General features: G+C 71.4%; 11 protein-coding genes, 1 tRNA gene and 2 riboswitches. Of the genes, 5 read left to right on the forward strand and 7 right to left on the reverse strand.

What is annotated here, in order from left to right:
- Positions 1 to 2: 2 nt before the first annotated feature.
- Positions 3 to 128, forward strand: a complete 126-nt coding sequence (locus tag H1A17_RS28105; RefSeq protein WP_309236818.1) for a cellulose binding domain-containing protein — start codon at positions 3 to 5, stop codon at positions 126 to 128.
- An 85-nt stretch (positions 129 to 213) separates the two neighbouring features.
- Here H1A17_RS28105 and H1A17_RS35210 read toward each other — a convergent pair whose 3' ends face one another.
- The 6 genes from H1A17_RS35210 to H1A17_RS28130 all read right to left on the reverse strand — a co-directional run bounded on the left by H1A17_RS35210 (position 214) and on the right by H1A17_RS28130 (position 14,671).
- Positions 214 to 339: a hypothetical protein gene (locus tag H1A17_RS35210; RefSeq protein WP_255470169.1), complete on the reverse strand. Its 126-nt coding sequence runs from the start codon at positions 337 to 339 to the stop codon at positions 214 to 216.
- A gap of 207 nt (positions 340 to 546) precedes the next feature.
- A complete protein-coding gene (locus H1A17_RS28110; RefSeq protein WP_145919163.1) occupies positions 547 to 2,706 on the reverse strand; it encodes a hypothetical protein in 2,160 nt (719 codons plus the stop codon).
- Between the two features lie 55 nt (positions 2,707 to 2,761).
- Positions 2,762 to 2,889, reverse strand: a tRNA-OTHER gene (locus H1A17_RS28115).
- Between the two features lie 389 nt (positions 2,890 to 3,278).
- Positions 3,279 to 4,766: a hypothetical protein gene (locus tag H1A17_RS28120; RefSeq protein WP_205789426.1), complete on the reverse strand. Its 1,488-nt coding sequence runs from the start codon at positions 4,764 to 4,766 to the stop codon at positions 3,279 to 3,281.
- 3 nt (positions 4,767 to 4,769) lie between these two features.
- Entirely contained in the window at positions 4,770 to 5,210 is a 441-nt protein-coding gene (locus H1A17_RS28125) for a hypothetical protein (RefSeq protein ID WP_145919162.1), read from the reverse strand.
- A 59-nt stretch (positions 5,211 to 5,269) separates the two neighbouring features.
- Complete coding sequence (locus H1A17_RS28130) at positions 5,270 to 14,671, reverse strand: pre-peptidase C-terminal domain-containing protein (protein ID WP_194823300.1); 9,402 nt, start codon at positions 14,669 to 14,671, stop codon at positions 5,270 to 5,272.
- Between the two features lie 353 nt (positions 14,672 to 15,024).
- On the opposite strand from H1A17_RS28130, the gene H1A17_RS28135 reads away from it, so the two are divergent.
- The 3 genes from H1A17_RS28135 to H1A17_RS28145 all read left to right on the forward strand — a co-directional run bounded on the left by H1A17_RS28135 (position 15,025) and on the right by H1A17_RS28145 (position 17,657).
- The gene (locus H1A17_RS28135) at positions 15,025 to 15,789 is read left to right on the forward strand and encodes a hypothetical protein (protein ID WP_194823301.1); all 765 of its coding nucleotides are present in this window, start codon (positions 15,025 to 15,027) and stop codon (positions 15,787 to 15,789) included.
- A gap of 262 nt (positions 15,790 to 16,051) precedes the next feature.
- Positions 16,052 to 17,266 (forward strand): extracellular solute-binding protein, encoded by a 1,215-nt coding sequence (locus tag H1A17_RS28140; protein ID WP_194823302.1) that lies wholly within the window; start codon positions 16,052 to 16,054, stop codon positions 17,264 to 17,266.
- A 25-nt stretch (positions 17,267 to 17,291) separates the two neighbouring features.
- Positions 17,292 to 17,657: a hypothetical protein gene (locus H1A17_RS28145; RefSeq protein WP_194823303.1), complete on the forward strand. Its 366-nt coding sequence runs from the start codon at positions 17,292 to 17,294 to the stop codon at positions 17,655 to 17,657.
- Positions 17,658 to 17,979: 322 nt separating this feature from the next.
- On the opposite strand, the gene H1A17_RS28150 is transcribed toward H1A17_RS28145, so the two are convergent.
- Positions 17,980 to 18,585, reverse strand: coding sequence for an HNH endonuclease family protein (locus tag H1A17_RS28150; RefSeq protein ID WP_228544376.1), 606 nt, complete (start codon positions 18,583 to 18,585; stop codon positions 17,980 to 17,982).
- Positions 18,586 to 18,952: 367 nt separating this feature from the next.
- Positions 18,953 to 19,164, forward strand: a riboswitch (cobalamin riboswitch).
- A 113-nt stretch (positions 19,165 to 19,277) separates the two neighbouring features.
- Between H1A17_RS28150 and metE the strand changes: the two genes are divergently transcribed.
- The gene (gene metE / locus H1A17_RS28155; RefSeq protein WP_194823305.1) at positions 19,278 to 21,515 is read left to right on the forward strand and encodes a 5-methyltetrahydropteroyltriglutamate--homocysteine S-methyltransferase; all 2,238 of its coding nucleotides are present in this window, start codon (positions 19,278 to 19,280) and stop codon (positions 21,513 to 21,515) included.
- 748 nt (positions 21,516 to 22,263) lie between these two features.
- Positions 22,264 to 22,484, forward strand: a riboswitch (cobalamin riboswitch).
- Positions 22,485 to 22,523: the final 39 nt, after the last annotated feature.

Below are 22,523 nucleotides of genomic sequence, written 5' to 3' on the forward strand. Positions count from 1 at the left end.
ACGTGACGGTCGCCAACGTCGCCTACAACGGCACGCTCGCCGCAGGCGCCTCCACCACGTTCGGCTTCACCGCGACGTGGAACGGCACCAACAACCCGCCGGCCAGCATCACCTGCACCACCAGCTAGGCCCTGACGGCCGGCGACCCCCGGGTGGGGCCGGTGCCGATCTTCGGCGTCGGCCCCACCCGGGGCTCCCCGCGCCTGCCGGCCGCTACCACATCGAGAAGACCCGCCGCCATCGCGCCTGACGCCTCTCCACCACCCAGCGGCGGCGGTGCACGACGAACCCCTGCTGGTCGGCGGGCTTGCGGACGATCTCCACGGTGGTGCGCAGCATGTCACGCGCCTAGTCGACCAGACGACCGGCGAACCCGACAGTCGGCGAACACGTGCCGGATCTGCTCTTCGTGTCAAGCTGGGAAGAAGGAGAGTGGCCGGACGTCGAGGAGAGCGCGGGGGCTGAATACCAGATCCTCCGCTTGCGCGGAGGTCCCGAATCGAACGGAGTAGCAGGAAGCACCCGCATGGCCTCGACTGTCGCCGCTTACTCAGGGATCAACTCGTTGAGTCGACCCAGGGTAAATGATTCCGATCCGTCCGGCAGGTTCTCCGGCGCCTCGATGCCGACGAAGGTGACCGGCTCGTCCGGCGGCCGGCCGTCCCACACCGTCACCTCGGCCCGCGTGCGCCACCGGTCGACAAGGTACGACACGGTGAGGTACCGCCGCTCCATCAGTGCCCGCACCCGGTCGGCCGTGGTGAACGTGCTGCCCTCCACCCGGTTGAACGACGGCCATCCCCCCAGGTACAGGTGCAGCCACACCGCCTGCCAGCCACGCTCGTTCCTGGTGAACACCATCGGCAGCGCGACCCGACCCTGACCGCGCAGGTGCGACCGCGCCCGCACGGTCCGGGCGTCGAACGGTGCGCCGCCCTGGTCCCGCGTCCGGGTCTGGTACCCGAACATCGACTCGGCGACCTCGTCGAACGACTCCCCCGCGTAGATGTTGACCTGCGGAACCACGTACCGTCCACCGACGGTCAGCGGCACGTCGATGAACTCGGTCGCACCGTTGCGCGCGTCGGTGACGTCGCCGGAGTGCACCACGCCGTCGTGCCGGTAGTTCGTCCAGGACACCTGACCCGAACTGTGGAACTGGTCGTCGAGCAGCAGCAGCGACAGGTCGTAGTCGGTGCGGCGGCTGGTCTGACGCCAGTAGGTGAAGAAGCGCAGCACCTCACCGGAGACCGATGCCCGCGAGCCCCTCGGCATGACCGCGAACCCACCCTCGGCGGCCTTGCCGGACAGCGGCAGGGCGACGTCGAGCACCTTCGGGTCCACCACCAGCGGTCGTTGCCACTGCGGCAGCCGGGCGCTGATCTCGGCGTCGAGCAGCGACGACAACTCGGCCACCAACGCGGCCGGCAGCGGCGGCCGCTCGTCGGGGCCGACCCACGCCGTACGGGAGCGGCTCGCGTACATCCGGGCCGAGGCGGGGGTCAACCGGTTGTCGACGTGCTCGCGCAGCGACAGGAGCACCCGGCCCGATGCCGAGCCGAGCGCGCCGGTGACCGCGTCGACGACCGTGGTCCGCTCCGACGGTGACGCCAGCCGCAGCAGCCGGTCGGCGGATCGCAGGAGCAGGCCCGGCGCGGCCGACAGCACCGATGCGGCCGGGCCGATGGCACCGGCGCGGATCGCCGTCTCCGCGCGGCCGGCGAGGTTGTGCACCCGCCGCTGGCCGCGCGCGACCGTGAACACCTCCTGCGCGTGCGGCCACTGGTCGTACTCGTGGGGGTGCAGCCGTTCCCCGAGCCGCTTCCAGCGCTCCGCGTAGCGCGCGACGTCACCGAGCTTGTCGGGGTGCGCGGCGACGACCTCGTTCAGCGCGGCCAACAGCATCCGCCGCTCCGGACGGCGGAAGGCACGAAACCGCGTGGGCGTCGCCAGCGAGACGTCTCCGCCGGAGACCTGGCAGGCGAGGCGCAGCACGTCGGTCGTCGTGTCCACGCCGACCAGCGGCCGACCGAGGACGAGCCGGATCCCGTTGAGGACGGCGCGGTTCTCCCGTACCGGGATCTCGGTCGGCTGCGCGCCGTCCGCACAGGCCACCGCCAGTTCGCTGAGGATGGCGAGGTCGGCCTCGCCGTGCGGCGTCGGGCTGCCGGCCAGGGCCAGGTAGAGCCGTGCCGCCTCCACCTCGGAGGTGTCACCGAGATGCAGCAGGGTCACCCGGTCACCGGCCGCGGTGACCAACGTGTCGTGCGCGGCCAGCAGCTCCGCGTAGGTGTGCTGGTAGGTGCCGTAGGCCGGCAGGTCGAGCAGGTTCACCCCGCCCGCGACGGCGGCGTGGCGCAGCTGCGCGTCGGTCGCCGTGCCCCCGCCGGTCAGCACGGCCGCCCGCAGCCGGTCGACCCAGAACTCGATGGTGTCCGGCACGTCGTGCGGGAAACCGATGAAGTAGGCGTTGTGCTGGACGTGATCGCCGACCAGCTCGCGTACCGCCGAGACGACCGTGGCGGCGAGGTCCATCGCCGGTGCGGGGGCCAGGGCGCCGACGTGCTCCAGCAGGGCCCGCGAGGCGGAGAACCCGACATCGAGCAGCGTCGCGTCCAGCTGCCGGGCCACCGTCGTGCCGTCGCCGGCCGCAGCCGTGCTCGCCGGTACGCGCAGGGTCTTCTGGATGATCAGCTTCTCGATCACGTGCTCCTCCGTTCCGGTCGGTTGCGGCAGGTGGCGGCGCGCAGCAGTGGCACAGTGGGTCGCCGGGGACTCGAACCCCGAACCCTCCGATCCAACAGGGAGAAGGAAGCGCATCCATCGCCGCACAGCGGAGGGCGGACGCGCTACTCAGTCGGATGCTCTAGCCAGTTGAGCTAGCGACCCAGATGTCGATCATCCATGAGCCGGGTCGACATGGCTACCGGGATTCGACGTCTCCGCCGGGTCGGGCCGGATCAGGCGGGGGTCTATCCGGGCGGTGGCCGCCCGTCGGGCCGGGGCCTCGCTGCCGCTGGGGGCCGCAGTCCTGGACGCCGAAGGGCGCCGGACGGTCTCACCGAGAACGTCCTGAGCGGCGACGGGGACCGCTACGAGCGCCTGCTCCCGGGCAGCGGGCACCTCGTTCCCGTCGACGCCCCCGACGCCCTCGCGGCGATCGTGGCGGCGGCCGCGGCCCGCGTCTGACCCCGAGCGGGTACCCGGGTCGACGCCGGGGGTGCCCATCATGGTGATGAGCTGCGGAAGCTGAAGATCGGGCCGGTGCGGCTGGCGTGCTAGTCGGCCAGTTCGACGAGGGGGAAGGCCCGGTGTCGCCGGGGCGGAATCAGGAAGTTCTGTCGGCGGGTGCAGGTCAGGAAGCGTTCCAGGCCGTTGTCCTGCTCGGCCACCCGGTGCTTGCGTACCAGGTCCACCGATGCCTGGCTGCGTCGCATCCGGGCGAAGAAGTCCGCGGTCGGCACGAAGACGCTGAAGTGCAGTTTCGGTTGGCTGCTGCCGTCCGGGGTGTCCATCGGGTCGAAGCCCGGGCCGTCCACCCGTAGGTGCATGGGGGTGCCGTCGGATGCCCGGGAGCTGCGCTGCAGGGTGGACAGGTGGCCCATCCGTCGCTCGCCCCGGGGCAGGCCGATCCCCCGGGCGGTGCGCTCGGCGTAGTCCGGGCCACGGTTCTCGGCGGGGAGGAACGACGGTCCGCCGCCGTCGGTGAGCTGGTCGGGGTTGCCGGGGTGCACCGGTGGGGCGTGGAACATGTACTGCACCCGCTTGGTGAAGTTGCCGTTGTCGCTGGGCGGGGTGCCCGGCGCGGCCATGTCGTAGAACTGGAGCATGTCGAGGATGACGTGTGACAGGTGCTGGATGCTGCCGTTGTCGAGGTAGTCGCCGGGGCGGGCGGTGCTCAGCCGGGCCGAGGGGTGGCCGGCGAAGGTGCAGATCTCCGGTGGCCCGGACGCGTTGACCTGCTGGTCGGAGAAGCCCATCCACATCGGCGAGTCGGGTTGGATGAACCGGGCGTACGGCAGTTGGTTCTGTTCGGCCACCGAGCGGGGCAGGCCGACCTGGGTGAACATGTGCCGGCTGGAGGTGATCGTGAGCAGTCCGGCGAAGGCCGGTGGGGGTGTCGGCCGGCCGGCGAGCGTGCCGTTGCCGTCGAACCAGGCCAGCACGTCCTGGATCACCGCCGCGCGGTCGCTGCGGACGGTGAACAGCAGGTCGTTCGTCTCGATCCGGACCGGCACGGTGAACCGTTTCTTGGTCACCGTGGGGTTGTCCGGGTGGACGTCGGTCGGCGCGGGGACGGCCTCATCCAGCACCGAGCGGGTCGGGTCGGCGAGCAGGCGGGGCAGGTGCGTGCCGACCAGGTCGCCGGTGAGACCGCCGGGTAGGCGGCGGAAGTAGGGCAGGCCGTAGGAGACGAAGGTCATCAGGTTCGCCGCGCCGAACGGGTAGCGGGACTCCAGGGCGGCGAGCACCCGGGTCAGTTCCCGTTGGTCGTCGCCGTCGGGGGTGCGCGACAGTGCGGCGGTCAGGTAGACGGTGTGCACCGGTGGCATGACGAACGGGCCGCCGGTGGGCGAGGACTGCTCGGGTGCGCTGAACCGGGCCACGTCGAACTGGATGTCGGGCAGCCCTGCGGCCGGGTCGGGGGCGGCCGGGCGGGCCGGGGTACGCGCGTCGGCCGAGCAGGCGGCGAGGGCTGAGGCGGCCATGGCCAGTGCGCCGCCGGCCAGCATGGTGCGGCGGCTGAGTCGGGGGTGGTCGTTCATGCCTCAGCTCGACCGGTCGAGCGCGCCGCGCAGCGCCTCGCCGAGTTCTTCGTCGTCGGGGGTGGTGAGCCGCACCGTGTGTTCGGTGAGCTCGACGAAGCCTTCCCGGGCTCCGCCGTTTCGGGTGGGGCTGACCAGCACCACGTCGGCGTCGCACTCGACGCCGACGTGGCGGGTGCCTTTGGCGTAGATGGCGTAGGAGCGGGCCCCGAGCGCGTCGAGGACCGGCGCGAGCGGCGACGCCACCCGGAGATCGGGGGTTGGTACGCCGGTGCGGGAAGCGTCGAGCATCCGGCGCATCGCCGCGCCCAGCTCTCGATCTCCAGTCGATGTGTCGAGGATGTCGAAGACGCCGTTGGCGATCCACATGCCGTCGGTGCAGAGCGAGGAGGAGTATGCGACGTAGCGCCCTCTGCGCAGGTCGAGTGCAGCGAGTCTGGTCATCGGTGTCCTCGGTGTAGAGGGGGACGCCCCCGGGCTGCCTGTGGAACGCCCATGGCGGCCTATCTGATCGGGATGATCCGCACGGTCACCCCCTTCTGGGCACCGTACTGGACAATCTGGTTGAGCGTGTTGCGCTGGGCGCCGGTGGCCGCGCCGCGCTGGACGGCGATCTCCAACTCACGGGCGGTGACCTCCCCCGGTCTGATGGTTCTGTGGGCCCAGTCCACCTTGCTGCTCGTGGCGAAGTCAGCCACCTTGTCGACGTAGCCCTGAAGGCGGCTGGTGAGCTGGCCGGCGCTCTGGTAGCTCTTCGCGGTGAGGTCGATGCTCTTGATGCTGGTGGCGGTGCCGTTGGCGAACCGGTCGATGGTCGGGAAGCCGCGGGGCAGGTTGCCGCCGAGTTTGGCCTCGATGGCGAGGCCGCGCTCGAACTGGTTGAGCTTCCACACCGAACTGCCGGCCTTGAGGTACGCGCCGAGGCCACCGGTGAGCGCCCCCAGTCCGCCGCCGATGGCGAAGTCCTTCAGGGCGTCGCCCATGCTGTACTTGCGGCCGGTCAGCGCGGCCAGGCCCGCGCCGATGCCGACCGAGGAGGCACCGCCGATCAACGCCCCGATCAGGATCGGCACGATCGGGAATTCGCCGTTGGGGTCGGAGAGGTTGACCGGGTCGTTGAGGGCGTACGTGTAGAGGTTGGTGCTGCCGCCGCCGAACCCGGCCGGGTCCTGGCTGAGGAACCGGCCCGTCTCCGGGCTGTACCAGCGGGCCCGGTGGTAGGTCAGCCCGGTGTCGGCGTCGCGTTCCCGGCCGGTGAAGCCCTGGGTGTTGCCGCTGGTCGCGCCGCTGGTGGTGACCGCACCGAAGGGGTCGTAGGTGTACCGGGTGGTCAGCGTGCCGGCGGCGTCGGCCAGGCCGAGCACGCTGCCGAGCGCGTCGGTGACCGGCACCCGGGCGCCGGCGGCGTCGGTGCGGGTCAGCGTCTGGTCCAGCCCGGCGGTGAGCCGGTCGGCCACCGCCGCACCGGTCTGCTCCCGGACCAGGTTCGGGCCGTCGTAGCCGAAGGTGGTGGTGGCTCCGGCGGCGGTCCGGCTGGCCAGCCTGCCGGCGGCGTCGTAGCCGTAGGCGGTGGTCAGGCCCGGCCCGGTCACCCCGGTCAGCTCACCCCGGGCGTTCCAGGTGTAGCCGCGGACGCCGTCGCCGGTCAGGTTGCCCTCGTCGTCGTAGCCGAACGTCTGCCCACCTCGGCTGGTCAGCCGGTTCGCCGCGTCGTAGCTGGCCGTCGGCCCGGTGGCGGGGACGGTGACCTGGGCGAGGCTGCCGGTCAGGCTCGCCACCCGACCGGTGCCGTCGTAGCCGTAGCGGAGATCGCCGATCGGCACCCCGCCGGTGGTCTCGTAGGACAGCCGGGTGAGCTGGGAGGCGGCGTCGTAGGCGTACCGGGTGGTGACGCCGGCCTGGTCGACCCGGGTGGTGCGGCCGGCGGCGTCCCGCTGCCAGGTGGCGGTGGTGCCGCCCTGGGTGATCTGCTCGATCAGTCCGGTCGGGTCGTAGCTGTAGGAGACGGCGGGTTGGCCGGGCACGGTCATGGCGGAGCGTCGGCCGGCCGCGTCGTAGCTGTAGCCGACGGTGCCGGTCGGGCCGGCGACGCTGACGACCTGGTCGAGGTCGTTCCAGCCGAGGGTGAGCAGGCCACCGGTGGAGTCGTTGATGGTGGTGAGCCGGTCGAGGGTGTCGTAGCTGAACTGTTTGGTGCTCTCGTAGGTCGGGCCGGCGGTGGCGCCGTATCCGATGAAGGTGGTGCGGCCGAGGACGTCGTACTCGGTGACGGTGGTCTTGCCGCGCCGGTCGGTGGCCGAGACGACCCGGCCGAGCACGTCGTAGGTCTGGTGGGCCTGCTTGCCGCGGGGGTCGGTGACGGTGACGGGGCGGTCGGAGCTGTCGTAGGTGACGCCGGTGCTGTTGCCGCGGGCGTCGGTGACCGTGGTCAGGTTGCCGTTGCCGTCGTAGCTGAAGGTGGTGGCCCGGCCGAGGCCGTCGGTGCTGGTGACGACCTGGTTGTCCGGGTCGTAGCGGACCTGTTCCAGGACTCCGTTGGCGTCGGTGACCGCGACCGGGCGGCCGACGGCGTCGACGAAGCTGCGGGTGGTCCTGCCCAGCGGGTCGGTCACCGCGACCAGGTCGCCGTGTTCGTAGGTGTAGCGGGTGGTGTTGCCGAGCGGGTCGGTGAACGCGGTGACCTGGCCGGCGGTGTTGTAGGTGTAGTGCCGGGTGCGGCCGGCGGCGTCGGTGGCGGCGGTGAGGTCGCCCCGGTCGTCGTACTGCATCCGGGTGGTGCGGCCCTGGTCGTCGGTGACCGAGGTGAGCTGCCGGTACGGCCCGCCGGAGGTGAGGGTGGCGGACTGCGCGGCGGCGGTGCCGGCGAGCGTGGTGAGTCCGGTGAGCTGCCCGTCGGGTCCGTATCCGAGGGTGGTGCGCCGTCCGTACGGGTCGACCAGCGCGGTCGGCAGGTGGGTTGCGGGGTCGCGGGTGGTGGTCGAGGTGCGGGCGTGGGTGGTGCCGGCGGCGGTGGTCTCGGTGGTCACCCGGCCGGCTGTGTCGAAGCGGGTCTCGCGGATGCTGCCGTCGGGTTCGGTGACCGCCGTCTTCACCACCTTGCCGGCGGAGTCGGTGGTGTAGGTGAAGCCGTAGGTGACGCCGCCGGGCATGGTCTGGGTGGCGACGCGGCCGGCGGAGTCGTAGCTGTTGGTGAGGTAGGTGATGCCCCGGGCGTCGGTGACCGTGGTCATCCGGTGCGCGGTGTCGTAGGTGTAGGTGGTGGTCCGGCCGCCCGGCGAGGTGACCGTGGTGAGCCGGCCGGCGGAGTCGTAGCCGTACTGCACGGCCCGACCGGCGTTGTCCTGGGCCCGGGTGACCCGGCCGGCGGTGTAGCTGAGCTTGATCCAGCGGCCGTTGGGCGAGGTGATCTGGGTGATGTCGCCGGCCTGTCCGCCGCTTGCGCGGGTGAGGGTGATCTGGTTGCCGTGCCGGTCCCGGATGGACTGGAGTGGGGTGTTCTCCCCGAAGACGTAGACCATGCCGTCGGTGCGGACGAGGTCCCAGCCGTCGCCGTTCCAGCTCATCACCGCGTCGCGGAACGGTCCGGTGGTGTCGACGGCGGTGAACACCGCGTCGACCCAGCCGGTGCCGGGGCTGGTCCGCACGAGGTGGACCTTGCCGCTGTCCGGGAGGATCAGGTCGGCCTCGACGTACTCCTGCTTGGAGTTGATGAAGATGCCGTAGGTGAAGTTCGCGCCGATGCCGAACTCGCGGTTCTGGGTGTCGTTCTGCCGGTAGGTGCGGGTGATCGAGATGGGCAGTACGTCGTTGACGGTCAGGTCGGTGTGTTCGTCGACGAACAGGCCGCTGGCCAGGTCGACCGGGTCGCCGCCGTCGTCGCCGTCCTCGCCCGGGCCGGTGCCGGCGGGGCGTTTGCCGCTGCCGTTGAACATCGCCCCGGTGAATTCCCAGACCCGCACGTCGGGGTCGGGCATGATCTGCCGGCCGTCGGGGGTGACGGTGCCGTGGCCGTAGATGTACCAGCCGGCCTGCGCGCCGGTGACCGCGCAGACGGCGGGGGTTTTCGCCGTGGTGGTGGGCTTCTTCGGGTAGGACTTCACCGGCGTCTTGACGCAGGGCCGGCGGCCCGGGTCGTAGTCCCAGAAGTCGAGCCGGCTGCCGGGGGCGAGGCCCTGGGTGTTCGGGTAGATGATCTGGGCGCCCTCGGGCAGGATGACCGCGCCGCCGGGCTGCACGGTGAAGTAGACGGGGGTGCGTACCCCGGCCGGGAGCGGGAACGGCGGCTGGTCGACGGGCAGGGCGGTGATGGACAGTTCGGTGACCCGCTTGCCGGCCCGGTCGCGGATCACCGAGCCCTGGGGCAGCCGCACCTCGAAACCGGGGATGGCCGGCGTGGTGATGACGGTCTGCTTGCGGGTGGGTGAGGGGAAGCGGACGCTGTTGGCGGTGTCGAGGCGGGTCATCCAGATCGGGTAACCCAGCTCGGTGGTCTCCCCCGCCCGCAGGTCCACCCCGGTTTCGAAGCGGCCGAACGCCCGGCCGCGGCGGCTCGCCGTCTTCCCGTCGATGACCAGGACGTGGTGGCCGGCGGTGAGTCCGGTGAGCAGGAACCGGCCGGTGGCGTCGGTGCGGGTGCTGCGCCGGCCCACCGTGAGGGTGACGTCGGTGAGCGGCTGGCCGTTGAGCAGCAGGGCCTGCCCGGCGAGGGCGGTGACGCCCCGGTCGGCCCGCAGTGTCGGTTGGAGGTGGCCGTGGGCGCCGGTGCGGTGGCTCGACCAGTCCTCGCCGGCGAGGTTGAACCGGTCCGGGGTCCATGCCTCGGTGGGGTCGCCGGCGGGCCGGGCCGGTGTCTTCGTCGACGGCGTCCTCGTCGCGGGTGCGGCTGCCGCCGGCAGCCGTACCTCGCCGGTGATGGCGCCGACGGTGCCCGCCGACGGGTCGACGAGGACGGTGTACGTGCCGGCCACCGGCAGGGTGACGGCGCTGAGGGTGCAGGTGTCGCCGCAGTACACGCTGCTGCCGAGGTTCGTCCCGTCCGGTTTGCGGATGACCACCGTGGCGTTGTAGCGGCTGTAGGTGCCGGCGGTCATCGCCACGGTGACCACCTGGCCGGCGCTACCGGGGAAGGTGAGGGTGGCGTTCTGGCCGGGCACGGTGGTGGTCAGGGTGGCCGCCGCACCGCCGGGGGTGACGGCTGCGGTGGCGTCGGCCGGGACGTCGTGGACCTGGAGGGTGACCGCGCCGGTGTACATGCCGTCGGGGTTGAGCAGGATGCTGTACGTGCCGGCCACCGGCAGGGTGACGGCGTCGAAGAAGCAGGTCGCCCCGCAGTACGCGCTGCTGCCGAGGTTCGTGCCGTCCGGCTTGCGGATGACCGCCGTGGCGTTGTAGGTGCCGTAGCTGCCGGCGCTGCCCTGCACCGCGATGCGCTGCCCGGCGGTGCCGGGGAACGACAGCACCGCGTTCTGGCCGGGGGCGGTGGTGGTCAGGGTGACCGCGCTGCCGCCCGGGGTCGTGCCGGCGGCCGCGTCGGCCGGGACGTCGTAGATCCGCAGGGAGACCGTGCCGGTGTACATGGTGTCGGGGTTGAGCAGGATGCTGTACGTGCCGGCCACCGGCAGGGTGGTGACGTCGAAGAAACACGTCGCCCCGCAGTACGTGCTGCTGGTCAGGTTCGACCCGTCCGGCTTACGCACGATCGCCGTCGCGTTGTACGTGCCGTACGTGCCGCCGGTGCCCTGCACCACGATCCGCTGACCCGCCGCGCCGGTGAAGGACAGCACCGCGTTCTGCCCCGGAGCGGTGGTGGTCACCGGTACGGCCGGGCCGCCGATGGTGGTGCCGACCGTCGTGTCCGTCGGCACGTCGTAGACCCGGAGGGTCACCGCGCCGGTGTACATGGCGTCGGGGTTGAGCAGGATGCCGTACGTGCCGGCCACCGGCAGGGTGGTGACGTCGAAGAAGCACGTCGCCCCGCAGTACGTGCTGCTGGTCAGGTTCGACCCGTCCGGCTTGCGCACGATCGCCGTCGCGTTGTACGTGCCGTACGTGCCGCCGGTGCCCTGCACCACGATCCGCTGACCCGCCGCGCCGGTGAAGGACAGCACCGCGTTCTGCCCCGGAGCGGTGGTGGTGAGGGTGACGCCGGCTCCGCCGGGGGCTGTGTCGGCGGTGACGTCGGCCGGCACGTCGTGGACCCGGACGGTGAGCGCGCCGGTGTAGGTGGAGGCCGGGTCGATCAGGATGCTGTACGTGCCGGTGACCGGGAGCACCGTCGTGTCGAACAGGCACGTCGCACCGCAGTACGTGCTGCTGGTCAGGTTCGACCCGTCCGGTTTACGCACGATCGCCGTCGCGTTGTACGTGCCGTACGTGCCGCCGGTGCCCTGCACCAGGATCCGCTGTCCTGCGGTGCCGGGGAACGTCACCACGGCGTTCTGCCCGGGGCTGACGGTGGTGACGGTGACCGGGTCGCCGCCGGGGGTGGTGCCGACGGTGGCGTCTACGGGCACGTCGAACACCTGCACGGTGAGGCTGCCGACGGCCGCCGCCGCCGGGTCGACCAGCATCGTCCAGGTGCCGGCCGTGGTGAGCGGCACCGAGCTGAACGAGCAGCTCGTCGCGCAGGACGAGGAGCTGACCGCGCTGCCGTTGGGTGCGCGCAGCGTCGCAGTCACGCTGCCGCCGCCGAACGCGCCGGCGGTGAGGCTGACGGTGACGACCTGCCCGGCGGTGCCGGGGAACGACACGACGGCGTTCTGTCCCGGCACGGTGGTGGTCACCGACACCGCCGCCCCGCCGGGGGTGGTGGTCGCGGTGGTGTCGGCGGGCACGGCGTACACCCGGGTGGTGAGCGTCCCGACGGCGGTCGTCCTCGGGTCGACCAGCAGGGTGTAGGTGCCGTCGACCGGCAGGGTGGCGGTGTCCAGGAAGCACGAGGTGCCGCAGGAGGTGTTCGACACGACCGTGCTGCCGTCGGGACGGCGCAGCGTCACCGTCGCCTCGGACGAGCCGAACGTCCCACCGGACAGCTGCACCGCCACCCGCTGCCCCGCGCTCGCCGGGAACGACACGACGGCGTTCTGTCCCGGCACGGTGGTGGTCACCGACACCGCCGCCCCGCCGGGGCTGGTGGTCGCGGTGGTGTCGGCGGGTACGGCGTGCACCTTGACGGTGATGGCGCCGACGACTGTGCCCTTCGGGTCGACCAGGATGGTGTACGTGCCGGCCGCCGGCAGTGTGGCGGTGTCGAGGAAGCACGAGGTGCCGCAGGAGGTGTTCGACACGACCGTGCTGCCGTCGGGACGACGTAGCGTCACCGTCGCCTCGGACGAGCCGAACGTCCCACCGGACAGCTGCACCGCCACCCGCTGCCCCGCGCTCGCCGGGAACGACACGACGGCGTTCTGTCCCGGCACGGTGGTGGTCACCGACACCGCCGCCCCGCCGGGGGTGGTGTTGGCGACCGCGTCGTTGGGCAGGTCGTAGACGCGGGCGGTGATCGCGCCGAGGGTGGTGCCGGTCGGGTTGACCAGCACGGTGTACGTGCCGCTGGTCGGGAGGGTGATCGCGTTGAACGAGCAGCTGGTGCCGCAGTAGTTCTCGCTGACCAGGGTGGAGCCGTCCGGGGCGCGTAGTGTCACGCCGGCGTCGTAGGTGCCGAAGGTGCCGCCGCTGAGGGTGACCGTGACGACCTGCCCGGCCGTGCCGGGGAAGGCGATGGTCGCGTTCTGGCCCGGGACGGTGGTGGTCACCGACACGGCCGCCCCACCGGGGCTGGTGGTCGCCGAGGCGTCGGCCGGCACGTTGTGGACCTGGACGGTGGCCTGGCCGAGGTAGGTGGTGTCCGGGTTGAGCAGGATGGTGTAGGTGCCGTCGACCGGGAGGGTCACCGTGTCGAAGAAACACGACCCGCCGCAGTACCCGCTGCCGGTCAGGTTCGACCCGTCCGGCCTGCGCACCACCGCCGACGCGTTGTACGTGCCGTACGTGCCACCGGTGAACTGCACCGACACCCGCTGCCCGGCGGTGCCGGCGAATGCGACCACGGCGTTCTGCCCGACGGTGGTGCTCACGGTGACCGCGCCGGCCCCGGGGGTGGCGGTCGCCGTCGTGTCGGCCGGGACGTCGTGGACCTGCACGGTGACCGCGCCGACGTAGCTGGTGTCGGGGTTGAGCAGGATGGTGTAGGTGCCGTCGACGGGTAGCACCGTGGTGTCGAAGAGGCACGACTGGCCGCAGTATCCGCTGCCGGTCAGGTTCGAGCCGTCCGGTTTGCGGACCACCGCCGACGCGTTGTAGGTGCCGTACGTTCCGCCGGTGAGCTGGACGAGGACCCGCTGGCCGGCGGTGCCGGGGAACGAGATGACGCTGTTCTGGCCGGGCACCGTCGTGGTCGCCGTGACCTGCGGGCCGCCGGGTGTGGTGGCCGCCGTGGCGTCGGCCGGCACGTCGTACACCTGGACGGTGATCGCCCCGGTGGCGGCGGCCTGCGGGTCGACGACGAGGGTGTAGGTGCCCTGGGTCGGCAGCACGGTGGTGTCGAGGAAGCAGGCGGTGCCGCAGGAGCCGTTGGAGACGACCGTGCCGCCGCCCGGCTTGCGCAGCGTCACGGCGGCGTTGTAGGTGCCGTAGGTGCCACCGCCGAATTTGACCGAGACCCGCTGTCCGGTGCTGCCGGCGAAGGTCACGGCGGCGTTCTGCCCGGGCACGGTGGTGGTGACGGTGACCGCTTCGCCGCCGGCCGTGGTGTCGGTCGTGGCATCGGCCGGCACCTCCCGTACGGTCGCGGAGATCGAGCCGGTGGCCGCGCTCGCCGCCGCCAGCAGCAGCGTGTACGTGCCCGCCGTGCGGGCGGTGACCGTGTCGATGAAGCCGGTGGCCCCGACGCACCCGGCCGACGTCGCGGTACGCCCGAACGGGTCGAGGAGTTTGGCGGTGGAGATGCCGCAGGAGCCGAAGGTGCCGTCGGCGAGTTGCACGCTCGCCCGTTGTCCTTCGGTCAGGTCGAACACGACCAGCGCGATGTCGCCGGCGCTGGGGATCGGCACGGAGGTGGTGACGCCGAGCGCGACCCGGGCGGTGTGCGCCACGTCGGCCACGGTGTAGGGGGCGGGCGCGACGAACACGTCGGCGGCGCTCTGCCCGCTGCCGTGGGCGGTGCGGACGCCGATACGGCCGGAGGCGACGCCGGTGGGGACCTCGACGGTCAGGTTGCCGGAGGCGGCGGTCGAGGTGAAGGCGCGGGTGCGGTTGAGGGTGACGGCGTTGTCGGCGGTCTGGGCGGCGAAGCCGGTTCCGGTGACGGTGACGGTGCTGCCGGGCGTCACGACGGAAGGCGTCACGGCGGTGACGGTGGGCGCGGACTCGTCGGGCCCGGTGACCACGAAGGACTGTGGGCTGGTCGCGGTGACCCCGCCGACGGTGACGGTGACCAGGCCGGTGGTCGCTGCGGCGGGGATCCGCGCGACCAGACGCCGGCCGGTGGCTGTGGTGACGGTGGCGGGGACGCCGTTGAACGCGACGGTGTTCTCGGCCGCCACCGTGGAGAAGCAGCCGCCCTCCAGGGTCACCTCGGTGCCGACGGCGGCGCGGGCCGGCACCACCGACAGCAGGGCCAGGGCGGGGGTGCCGTCGTTGCTGACCGAGGTGGTGTTGCCGGTGGGGTCGTACCGGTAGCGGGCGGTCCGGCCGCCCTGGTCCTGCACCCCGGCCAGTTGTCCGGCGGCGTCGTAGGCGTAGCCGATGGAGTCGCAGGAGACCGAGGCCGGGACCATGTCCGGCAGGTCCGCCCGGACGGCGAAGGCCAGCAGCAGGACGAGGGTGGCGAGCGTCGCGGTCGAGCGCAGCCGGGCACCTGCCCAGACCCTCGATCGGATGGTGCGGCGGTCGAGCGGTCCCGACATGCTGCCTCCTCAGACGCAACTTCTGGTGGCAAGATAGGCGACATCCATCAACCGAAATAGATGGCCGGGTGAACAGCGCATCCCCCGAATTGATCACCCACGGTGATCGGGTCATCTACCGGCAGAAACGGTGGGCGGCCCCGCCGGAGGTGTCAGCTATAGGACAGTTGATTGTGTAGTCCGATCACGGGCAAAAGTGGGCAGGTCAGGGCTCTGCCGATTGATGAGGGATGGTCAGCACTGGCACCGTATGTGGCATGAGCGGTCGACGTGTCGGCTCGGAGGGGATATAGGGCATGGCAGAGCGACACTCACGCCGGTCCGCACGGTCGAGCGGGAACAGCGACCGGCCGGTGAGCAGGCCGCCGGACCTGGTTGCCGCCGAGTACGTGCTGGGCCGCATGGTCGTCGAGCGGATGCCCTGGTACGCGGCGGACTGGCTCGCCGACGGGCACGACGGGCCGGCCCTGCGGGAACTTGCCGGGCTCGACGGCACCGACACCCGACTGATCGGCGAGCTGCTCCCCGCCGCCCTCGACGAGATGGGCGTACGCGTTCCGTCCGCGGCGGAGGCCGCGGACACCTGGCTGGCCACGCTGGCGCAACGGCTGGTCGACGGTGCGATCGACGAACGCACCGTCAGCGAGCGTGTTTCCGCCTTCGTCTGCGAGCGTGGGGATCTCGACGAGATCCGACACAGTCCGTTCACGGACCTGCACGTGCTCGCCGACGAGTGGGATCAGGACGGGGAACGTGGCAACCGGGAACTGGCGAATTCGGTCCGTCTGCTGTGCCGTGACCACCTGTCCCGCGTGCCGGCCTCGCCGGGGGGTGACCTCACGAGCCTCGCCCACGGCAGCGCAGCACAGCGCACGGCCGGCCTTCGCCGGCTGCTCAACGCCTGGGATTTCATCGGCGTCCACGACCCGCGGGCGAACGTCGACGAGTACGACTGCCTGATCGCACCGCTGCTGTCGAGGCTGTCCGCCGGTGCCGGCGCGGGAGATCTCAGCGGGTACCTGGCGGCTGAGATCCGCGGCCACTTCGGGATGACCGTCGGCGACGTCGAGACCCGCGCCTTCGCGCGGCGTCTGCTGGCCTGGTGGGGCGCCGGGTAGAAGGTGGCCGGTCGACGTGGCGTGACGTGTCCCGCCGATCCAGCGGTGCGACAACGCCGCCTCGTCGCCGCATATCCCAGTGCCGATAATTGCGTCGGCACATGGGGTCACCGATGCCGTCCCTGCCGCTCGATCCGGTTTCCGACAGTACGAGCTTCGCCGACCGCTCCCGCCCGGCCCGGCATTTATCAGCGCCAAAGCGTAACGTGATGAATGACTCGTTGCGTACGTGTGACCGGCCCGGATCGAAGGAGTCCGCACCATGCCCGAGCAGTACTCGCGGCGCTCCTTTCTCAGCGGGGTGCTGACCTGCGGCGCAGTGAGCGCTTCGGCGGTCTACCTGCTGCCGGGCGGACACCGCCCGCCACCGGTGGAGCTTCGACTCGCCACCGGGGCCGACCCCACCGGGGCACGGAAGCTGCTGATGGACATGTGGAACCAGGCCAACCCCGATACCCCGGCCCGGTTCACCGACGAGGTCGAGGGTGGATCAGGCGATGAACGCACGAGGCTGTTGACGGCGGCCCGCAATGGCAGTGCCGACATCCTCAACCTGGACGTCGTCGACATCCCCGAGTTCGCCGCGCAGAAGCTGATCACCCCGATCCGGTTGACCGACCCGAACTTCCTGACGTCGGTGAGGGATCTCCACCAGGTCGACGACACCCCGAACAGCTACTGGGCCGCGCCGCTCAACACCGATGTCGGCATGCTGTTCTGGCGCGACCCCGGGACCGAGCAGCCCGATGTGGTGAACTTGTCGACGGTCCTCGGCACCCTTGCCGACAAGGGCTCGTTCGTCGGCCAACTGCGCCCCAACTCGTCCAACTACAACGAGGGTTTCCTGGTCAACATCCTGGAGCACGCGCTGTCGGTGAACACTGACCTGCTCAGCGCGACCGGTGAGATCCTGTTCGAGCTGAAACCCTGGCAGAGAGCGCTGCAACCGTTGCAGGCGGCCATCGTGGCCGGGAAGGTCAATCGCTCCAGCGACGAGAACGCCAGCCTGGACACGTTCGTGGAGGGCCGGCCGACGTTCATGCGCAACTGGCCGGTGAAGTACCGCGAACTCCAGCAGCGTAAGGACCCTGACCTGCTGGCCGGGAAGATCAAGGTGTACCCGCTGACGTCCGGGGTGCTCGGCGGCCAGAGCCTCGCCATGGCGCGTGCCTGTCCCCACCCCGACCAGGCCCTCCGGTTCATCAACTTCATGACCGGCACCGCAGCCCAGAAGGTCCTCGCCGGGCACGGCTTCGCCCCGACCCTGGCCGAGGCCTACAACGACAGGAACCTCCAGGCGGTCATCCCGCACCTGGAAGCACTACGTGGTGCGGTGGAGAATGCCCGGCCCCGGCCGATGCACCCGGGATACCGCGCGTTCGCCGAGGTCTTCGTCGACCACGTCGCCCGGATGCTCCGCGGTGAGTCCGACCTGACCTCGGAGTTCATCGCCGCCATGAAGGCGGCGCTCGCATGACCGGAGACCGGGTGGAGGAGGGTCCGTGAAGGTCGAGCCGTGGCAGGTGCCGATCCTGGTGATGGCCGGGATCATCCTGGCGGAGTTGGTGATCAGGGTGATTCCGCGCCGTTGGACGGCACACCTGGCCAGGCAGCAGGTCCGCACGGTGGCGCTCGGCGGGCTGGCGGTCCTGGTCATCGTCGTCGGGGTGTTGGCGCTCGGCCCGGACCTGGCCGACCAGATCGCCAGTGTGGCGGCAGCCGTCGCCGGGCTGGTCGCGCTCTGGCTGACCTACCGGTCGTACCAGTTGCAGACCGCCGCGAGTCCGGACGCCGCGGCCGGCCCGGCGCGGGACACCGCGGAGCCGGAGGCCGCGGGCGGCACCACCGGTCAGCCGCCCGGTCGGTGAACGGCTGTCGTGTCGGCAGTTACCGGAGGGACGCGCCAGCGGCGCTGTTGGCAGGCCGTGTCGTGCTTCGGCAGGTGCCCGTGCACCAGGTACGCGGTGACGATGTCCGTCAGGCAGGCGGTGGCCTGGCCGCTGAGGAGCGGCACTCCTAAAGCGTCCTAGGACATCGGGGTGGCGGGGTGCTGCGGGTCCTGGTCAGGTCGAGGTGTCGCCACGGTGAGCGGCTTCCCCGAAGCCCTCGGCGGGACTGCCGGCCCCCCTGCACGTTGCCGCTCCGGTCACCCGGTGCGGTGCCCGACGCAGCCGCTGATCGGGCGGGCGGTCAGGAGGAGCAGGTGTTGAGCATGGTCTGTAGGGCGGACTTCTCCGACGATTGCAGCCGTAGGCCCCAGGTGTACTTCACGGTGATCCACATTTTGCTGTAGGTGCACCGGTAGGCCGACAGGGGCGGCTGCCATGTTGACGGGTCCTGGTCGCTCTTGGACTGGTTGACGTTGTCGGTCACCGCGATCAGTTGCGGGCCGGACAGGTCGTTGGCGAAGCTCTGCCGGCGGCTGGTCGTCCAGGAACTCGCCCCGGAGCGCCACGCCTCGGCCAGGGGGACCACGTGGTCGATGTCGACGTCGGACGCGGCGGTCCAGGTCGCCCCGTCGTACGGGCTGTACCAGCGGCCCGATGTGGCCTGGCAGGAGGAGTTGACCACGACCGACGTGCCGTCGCGTTTGAGGATCTGCTCGCGGGTGTCGCAGCTGCCGCTGATGGTGATCCAGTGCGGGAACAGGTCCCGGGAGTAGCCGCTGGTGGAACCCTCGGCGGCGACGGTGAGGGCATTGAGCTGCGCCTGCGCGGTCGCCTTCGACGGGATCCCCGACGGCGTCGCCGACGCCGTCCCCCCGATGCCCGCCGAGAGGGCCGCGCCGACGAGCATGGCTAGTGCCAAGGTCACGGCACGCACCCGGGGCCGGGCCGGCCCGGACGTCTTCGTGGTCGGTCCTGACATGCCACGCCTCCCGGTCACCATCGACGACAGATGCAATCATCATCCTCGATGGAAGGTGACAGCAGGATGGCATCCGCGTGAAGATCCGCCCGGAGGGCCCGACCTGAGTCGGGAGTCACTCGGCGTCGGGCCGACTTCCCGGGCGTCGCCCCGAACCCGCTCCTGAGCAGTGATGCACGGAAGCGCAATGCGGAACTGCGTACTGGACGGCAAACCGAACGCCCCTGTCCCAGCAGAGTCGAACTCCTGACCTTCTGATCCGCACCCCGGGCCGAGGCATCGTCGTGGTGCCCGTAGGATCGCGGGCGGTGCTGGTTCGTCTCTCCCGTGCGCGGGTGAGACGTCGTAAGAGGGAACCCGGTGGAAGACCGGGACTGCCCCGCAGCGGTGAGTGGGAACGACCGCCGTCAACGAAGCACTGGACCGCAAGGTCTGGGAAGCGACGGCCAGTAGGTCTGGGTACGACGCCCACGAGTCCGAAGACCTGCCAGCGCTGCGCGTGCCGCCGGTGCGCGCCGTCGGCGGCCTCTCGGGAGGGCCAGGGCGGAATGCCGGTTACGCCGTGGCGTATCCGTCTTCCTCTCGGGTGGTCGTCGGACACCGCGAGGGAAGGACCATCTGTGACCACCTCATTCGGGCAGAGCACCGTGCTCGGCTATCCCCGTATCGGCGCCCACCGCGAGTGGAAGAAGGCCGTCGAGGCGTACTGGGCCGGCACGCTGGACGCCACCGAGTTGGAGGCCGTGGCCGTCGGGCTGCGGGCCGAGGTGTGGCGGACGCTGCGCGACGCCCGCCTCGATGCGATCCCGTCCAACACGTTCTCCTACTACGACCACGTGCTCGACACCGCCGTCGCGGTGGGGGCGGTCCCCCGCCGGTTCGCCCGGCTCGGCCTCGGTCGACTCGACACCTACTTCGCCATGGCCCGTGGTGTCGATGCCGCACCAGCGCTGGAACTCACCAAGTGGTTCGACACCAACTACCACTACCTGGTGCCGGAGATCGAGCCCGACACCGTGTTCGCGGCGGATCCGACGAAGGCGCTGAGCGAGTACGCGCAGGCACGTGACCTGGGCATCGCCACCCGACCGGTGCTGGTGGGGCCGGCCACCTTCCTGTTGCTGGCCAAGGGCGACAATCCGTTCGCCCGGCTCGACGACCTGGTCGACACGTACGCCCGGATCCTCACCACCCTGGCCGACGCGGGCGTGGCCTGGGTCCAACTGGACGAACCCGCCTACGTCGCCGACCGCACCACGGCCGAGATCGACGGCCTGCGGCACGCCTACCGACGTCTCGGGGAACTGCCACACCGTCCCCGGATCTTCGTCGCCACCTACTTCGGTGACCTCGGCGACGCCCTGCCGGCCCTGCTGGACACCCCGGTCGAGGCGATCGGCCTGGACCTGGTCGCCGGCCCGGGCAACCTGCACCGGCTCGCCGCCGCCGGTCCCCTGCGCGGCACGACCGTCGTCGCCGGCCTGGTCGACGGGCGCAACATCTGGCGCACGGATCTGCGGGCGGCCGTCGCCGCCGGTGCCACGGTCGCCGGACTGGCCGACCACGTGGCGGTGTCCACCTCCTGTTCGCTGCTACACGTGCCGGTCGATCTGTCGGCCGAGACCCACCTCGACCCGGAGTTGTCCGCGCGGCTCGCGTTCGCCCGGCAGAAGGTCGACGAGGTGGTCCTGCTCGGGCGGGCGCTACGCGACGGCACCACCAGCCTGCCCGCCCCGCTGCCGCCCACCCCGCCGGCGTGGCGGCACGACGACGTGCGCGGCCGGTTGGCGGCGTTGCGCCCTGCCGACCGGCACCGTGGCGACTACGCCGGGCGGGCCGCCCGCCAGCAGGAACGGCTGGCGCTACCGGACCTGCCGACCACCACGATCGGTTCGTTCCCGCAGACCGCCGAGCTGCGCCGGGCCCGCGCCGCGCACCGCGCCGGCACTCTCGACGACGCCGGCTACACGCAGCGGATACGCGCCGAGGTGGAGCAGGTCATCCGGTTGCAGGAACGGCTGGGCCTGGACGTGCTGGTGCACGGTGAGCCGGAACGCAACGACATGGTCCAGTACTTCGGCGAACAACTCGACGGTTTCGCCGCCACCACGCACGGCTGGGTGCAGTCCTACGGGTCCCGTTGCGTCCGCCCGCCGATCATCCACGGCGACGTGGCCCGCCGGGCACCGATGACCGTCGCGTGGTCCACCTACGCCCAGTCGCTGACCGACCGTCCGGTCAAGGGCATGCTCACCGGCCCGGTCACCATCCTGGCCTGGTCGTTCGTCCGCACCGACCAGCCCCTGGCCGACACCGCCGACCAGGTGGCACTCGCGCTGCGCGACGAGTGCCGCGATCTGGAGGCCGCCGGCATCCGGATCATCCAGGTCGACGAGCCTGCCCTGCGGGAGACCCTGCCGCTGCGTCGGGCCGACCAGAAGGCGTACCTGGACTGGGCGGTCGGCGCGTTCCGCCTCGCCACCGGCGGCGTCGCGGACGACACCCAGATCCACACCCACCTGTGCTACAGCGAGTTCGGTGAGGTGATCACCGCCATCGACGCGCTCGACGCCGACGTCACCAGCATCGAGGCGTCGCGTTCGAAGATGGAGATCCTCGACGACCTTGCCGCGATCGGCTACCGCCGGGGCGTCGGCCCCGGGGTGTGGGACATCCACTCGCCCCGCATCCCACCCCACCACGAGGTGGTCGACGCGCTCCGTCGGGCCGTTGCGGCCGTGCCCGCCCGACGGCTGTGGGTCAACCCGGACTGCGGCCTGAAGACCCGCACTTATCCCGAGGTCGAGGCGTCCCTCCGACACCTCGTCGCCGCTGCAGCCGAGGTCCGCGGGAGCTGATCGGACTGTTCCGGGCGGACCTGCGGGATCCGCCCGGAACAGCGCGTCGAGTAGACCGGCCTCTCCGGTCCGCCGGCAAGATCGAGCGGCTCGGGAGATCATCGGAGTGCGTGGCGCGGTGTCGGTCCGGAAACGGTCGACGGTTGTCAGGTCCGTTGGGTGTCTGTCAGGTCCCTGATCCGTCTGTCGGCGTCACGCCGGGCCGCGCAGCAGCTCTGCGTGGCGTCGAGGATCTGCCGGATGTCGCTGAGCAGTTTGTTCAGGGCGTCTACCCGGCCCGCTCGGCTGGTTCCTCGATGATGCCCGCAGTCGCGGCACCGGAGGATGACCGATGGGGCCCTTGCGCTGGTGACGCTTGCACCGGAGTCTCCTTCTGCTGAGTCGCAAGAACTCGGCAGGGGCGGTGCGGTCGCACGCAGCACCGGATGTCGTGCTGTCGCCGATGGTCGACCCGCCCTCAGGAGGTCGCCGTCCACGGCCGTCACCTCGACGTTCGGCTGGGACACCGGGCGGGCGATCACGACGGCGGTGGCGGTCGTGCTGGCCGGCCCGGCGGTGCTGGCCGGACTGCGGCGGGCCGCCCGGCGGGCCGCGTTCGGCGCACCCGTCACCTTTGGCCGCACCCGCGCCGCCGAGGGCGGGGTGCGGTGCGACCGGACCCGGGTCCGTCCGCCACCGCCGAGGCGGGCGGTCAGGGAGGTGGGTCACATCAGGCCCCGGAGCGGCTGGTGGACTGACCGGTCGCGGATAGGCTGTTGCTGGCGCTGGTTCGCCCGGACGTTCGTCACGCCTGGGCGTCGTAAGAGGGAACCCGGTGGGAATCCGGGACTGCCCCGCAGCGGTGAGTGGGAACGACCGCCGTCATCAGCACTGGGCCGCACGGCCTGGGAAGCGACGGCCAGTAGGGGATCCGGGGTGTCCGGGTCACGCCCACGAGTCCGAAGACCTGCCCGCGCTGCGCATCCACGAGGTGGGTGCGCTGCCGTCGACCTCGCGGGCGGGTCGGGC

Source organism: Micromonospora sp. S-DT3-3-22 (assembly GCF_015354745.1).
In the GTDB taxonomy this organism is placed as follows: domain Bacteria; phylum Actinomycetota; class Actinomycetes; order Mycobacteriales; family Micromonosporaceae; genus Micromonospora; species Micromonospora wenchangensis.

Bases quoted from the DNA above. Each gene is read 5' to 3' on its own strand.
- H1A17_RS35210 (WP_255470169.1), bottom strand. From the start codon at position 339: ATGCTGCGCACCACCGTGGAGATCGTCCGCAAGCCCGCCGACCAGCAG.
- H1A17_RS28120 (WP_205789426.1), bottom strand. From the start codon at position 4,766: ATGAACGACCACCCCCGACTCAGCCGCCGCACCATGCTGGCCGGCGGC.
- H1A17_RS28125 (WP_145919162.1), bottom strand. From the start codon at position 5,210: ATGACCAGACTCGCTGCACTCGACCTGCGCAGAGGGCGCTACGTCGCA.
- H1A17_RS28130 (WP_194823300.1), bottom strand. From the start codon at position 14,671: ATGTCGGGACCGCTCGACCGCCGCACCATCCGATCGAGGGTCTGGGCA.
- H1A17_RS28140 (WP_194823302.1), top strand. From the start codon at position 16,052: ATGCCCGAGCAGTACTCGCGGCGCTCCTTTCTCAGCGGGGTGCTGACC.
- H1A17_RS28150 (WP_228544376.1), bottom strand. From the start codon at position 18,585: ATGCTCGTCGGCGCGGCCCTCTCGGCGGGCATCGGGGGGACGGCGTCG.